3 protein-coding genes are annotated in these 2,537 nt (G+C 62.4%); 1 reads left to right on the plus strand and 2 read right to left on the minus strand.

The genetic code is table 11. The features are described 5' to 3' along the window. A partial coding sequence (locus ACYVDE_RS20025; protein WP_460503304.1) for an amino acid permease occupies positions 1-1,448 on the plus strand: 1,448 nt, incomplete at its 5' end. 121 nt (positions 1,449-1,569) lie between these two features. Here the strand turns inward: ACYVDE_RS20025 and ACYVDE_RS20030 are convergent. Then, entirely contained in the window at positions 1,570-2,004 is a 435-nt protein-coding gene (locus ACYVDE_RS20030; protein WP_460503305.1) for a hypothetical protein, read from the minus strand. Between the two features lie 118 nt (positions 2,005-2,122). Next, on the minus strand, positions 2,123-2,332 hold the full coding sequence (locus tag ACYVDE_RS20035) for a hypervirulence associated TUDOR domain-containing protein (RefSeq protein ID WP_460503306.1): 210 nt from the start codon (positions 2,330-2,332) through the stop codon (positions 2,123-2,125). Between the last annotated feature and the right edge of the window lie 205 nt (positions 2,333-2,537).

Here is a 2,537-nt window from a genome sequence, read left to right on the forward strand (position 1 = left end):
CGGGCCTGTTTGTGCGCACCGCCGCCGCTGCCGCGCAGGCCTCCGGGCCGGGCGTGACGCTGGCTTTCATTCTGGCGGCCTTCGGCTGCGTATTCGCCGGCCTGTGCTACGCCGAGTTTGCGGCCATGATTCCGATTGCTGGCTCGGCCTATACCTACGCCTACACCACCATGGGCGAGTTTGTGGCTTGGGTAATTGGCTGGGCCCTGATTATGGAATACGCCCTGGGCGCGGCCACCGTCAGCATTGCCTGGAGCGAATACCTGAACAAGCTGCTGGAGGTCTTCGGCACCAGTATACCGTATAATCTCAGCCACTCGCCCTTCGAGCACGCCATCATCAACGGGGTGGAGCAGCACGGCATGATTAACCTGCCGGCGCTGTTTATCATCGTGATGCTGAGCCTGCTGCTGGTGAAAGGCACGCAGGAGTCGGCCCTGTTCAACGCCGTGATTGTGGTGCTGAAAACCCTGATTGTGGTGGTATTCATCGCCGTGGGCTGGCAGTTCATCAACTCGGCCAACCACACGCCCTACCTCATTCCGGCCGATGCCGTGGTGAAAAACGCGGCCGGCGAAACGGTGCGCACCTACGAAGGCTTCTTCAAGCACGGCCTGGGCGGCATCATCGGCGGCGCGGGCATCGTGTTCTTCGCGTTCATCGGTTTCGATGCCGTGAGCACGGCGGCGCAGGAAGCCCGCAACCCCAAGCGCGATATGCCCATTGGTATTCTGGGCTCGCTGGCCATCTGCACGGTGCTCTACATCCTGTTCGGCCACGTGCTGACGGGCGTTGCCAACTGGCGCGAGTTTGCCGACCCGGCTCTGGGCGGCGAGGCTTCGGTGGCCTACGCCATCCGGGCGCACATGCCCGGCTACGGCTGGCTGGCTACGGCCGTCACGGTGGGCATCCTGCTGGGCTTTACCTCGGTTATCCTGGTAATGCTCATGGGCCAGAGCCGCGTGTTCTTCTCGATGGCCAAGGATGGCCTCATGCCCAAAGCCTTCTCCGACCTGCACCCCCGCTTCAACACTCCCTACAAGTCGAACCTCATGCTGATGGTGTTCGTGGGCCTGTTCGCGGCCTTCGTGCCCGGCTCGCTGGCCGGCGACCTCACCTCGTTTGGCACGCTGCTGGCCTTCGTGCTGGTAAGCATCGGCGTGTGGATTATGCGCAAGTCGGACCCCAACCAGCCGCGGCCCTTCCGCGCGCCGCTCTCGTCGCCGAGCTTCCCGCTGGTGCCCATCATGGGCGCGCTGGTGTGCACGCTGCTCATTATCGGCCTCGATACCTTCACGCTGCAGGTAGCCCTGGGCTGGATGCTGCTGGGCTTCATCGTGTACTTCCTCTATGGCAAAACCAACTCTATGCTACAGAAAGGCGTGGTAGTGGTGCCCACCGAGATGGACGAAGAAGCATTCATTAAGCCCGACGCCCACAACCGCTAGCGTTGAGCTAGAAGTTAAAAGTGAAGAATTAAGAGTTGAAAATGGTGGACTGGCTCCTCCTTTCTAACTCTTAACTCAACGCACAAGGCCCCGCTGGCAATTGCCGGCGGGGCCTTGTGCGTTAGGGGGCGAGGGGAGCGGGAAGCACCGTGCGGTAGTTTGAGAGCCACTGCATGGCGGCACATTCCTCGGTGAACCAGCCGGCCCGGAAGTTACCGGCAATCACCATTGGCGGGGCGTAGTTGCGGGCGCGCAGTGCGTTCCAGAATTCGGGCCGGGCAATGAAAGCCAGCGAGGGTACCCGGCCCAGCGTGCGGTGCACGCGCGGCAAAAACTCGTCGCTCAGCCACTCATAGACATCGGCCGGGCGGGCGTCGACATCGGCGCGCCCATCGAGCAGCCAGTAGGGGCAGCGGTGCGTGATGGCCGCCGCCAACACCATTTCGCAGGCCTCGGTGAATTCGAGGGTAGTGAGGGGGCGGAGCACCGTGCCGCGCAGCAGGGCCGGGGCGGGCTGGTAGCGCACGCTATAGAATGGTTCGGAGGAAGTTGACATAGCCGGGTAGAAGAGCAAAGACAGCCCGCCGGCGAGTCCGGAAAATGGGAGGCACCGGGCCGGCAACTGCCCGGCAAAGGTACGCCCGCCGGGTGGCCAGGGCGGGCCACAACCCGGGTTAGGCCACGGGCTTTACCTCGCTCTTGAGCTTGAGCACGCGGTTGCCGTTGTCCTGCACAATCACGAACGCCGGGTCGTCGGCCGAGCCATTGCGGTGAATCTCGGCCCCTTTGATGGTGCGCGTGACGGGCTCTTTGTGAACCGATTCGATTTTGCCGGTGGCTGTGCCGGTGCCGTACTTCCAGCTAACGGTAGTGCCTTTGCGCATAAAAAATAGCGGGTGAAAAGATAATACTGCAGCTTACGCACGAACCCGCGTTGCCGTTGGGCCGGCGGCTGGCGGGGCCGTTGCGGCCCAGGTTTCTGCCATTGGCCGGCCCGGGCCGTGCACTCGTCGGCAAGGGGCCTGGCTATGTCAAAATCTATTTTATATTCGATGGTTGAAATACTTCGCTGCTTGCCTGCTTGTTGTG

Source organism: Hymenobacter agri (assembly GCF_054778495.1).

What these genes read in the sequence shown, in the direction of transcription:
- ACYVDE_RS20035 (WP_460503306.1), bottom strand. Translation starts at nt 2,332, where the DNA reads ATGCGCAAAGGCACTACCGTTAGCTGGAAGTACGGCACCGGCACAGCC.
- ACYVDE_RS20030 (WP_460503305.1), bottom strand. Translation starts at nt 2,004, where the DNA reads ATGTCAACTTCCTCCGAACCATTCTATAGCGTGCGCTACCAGCCCGCC.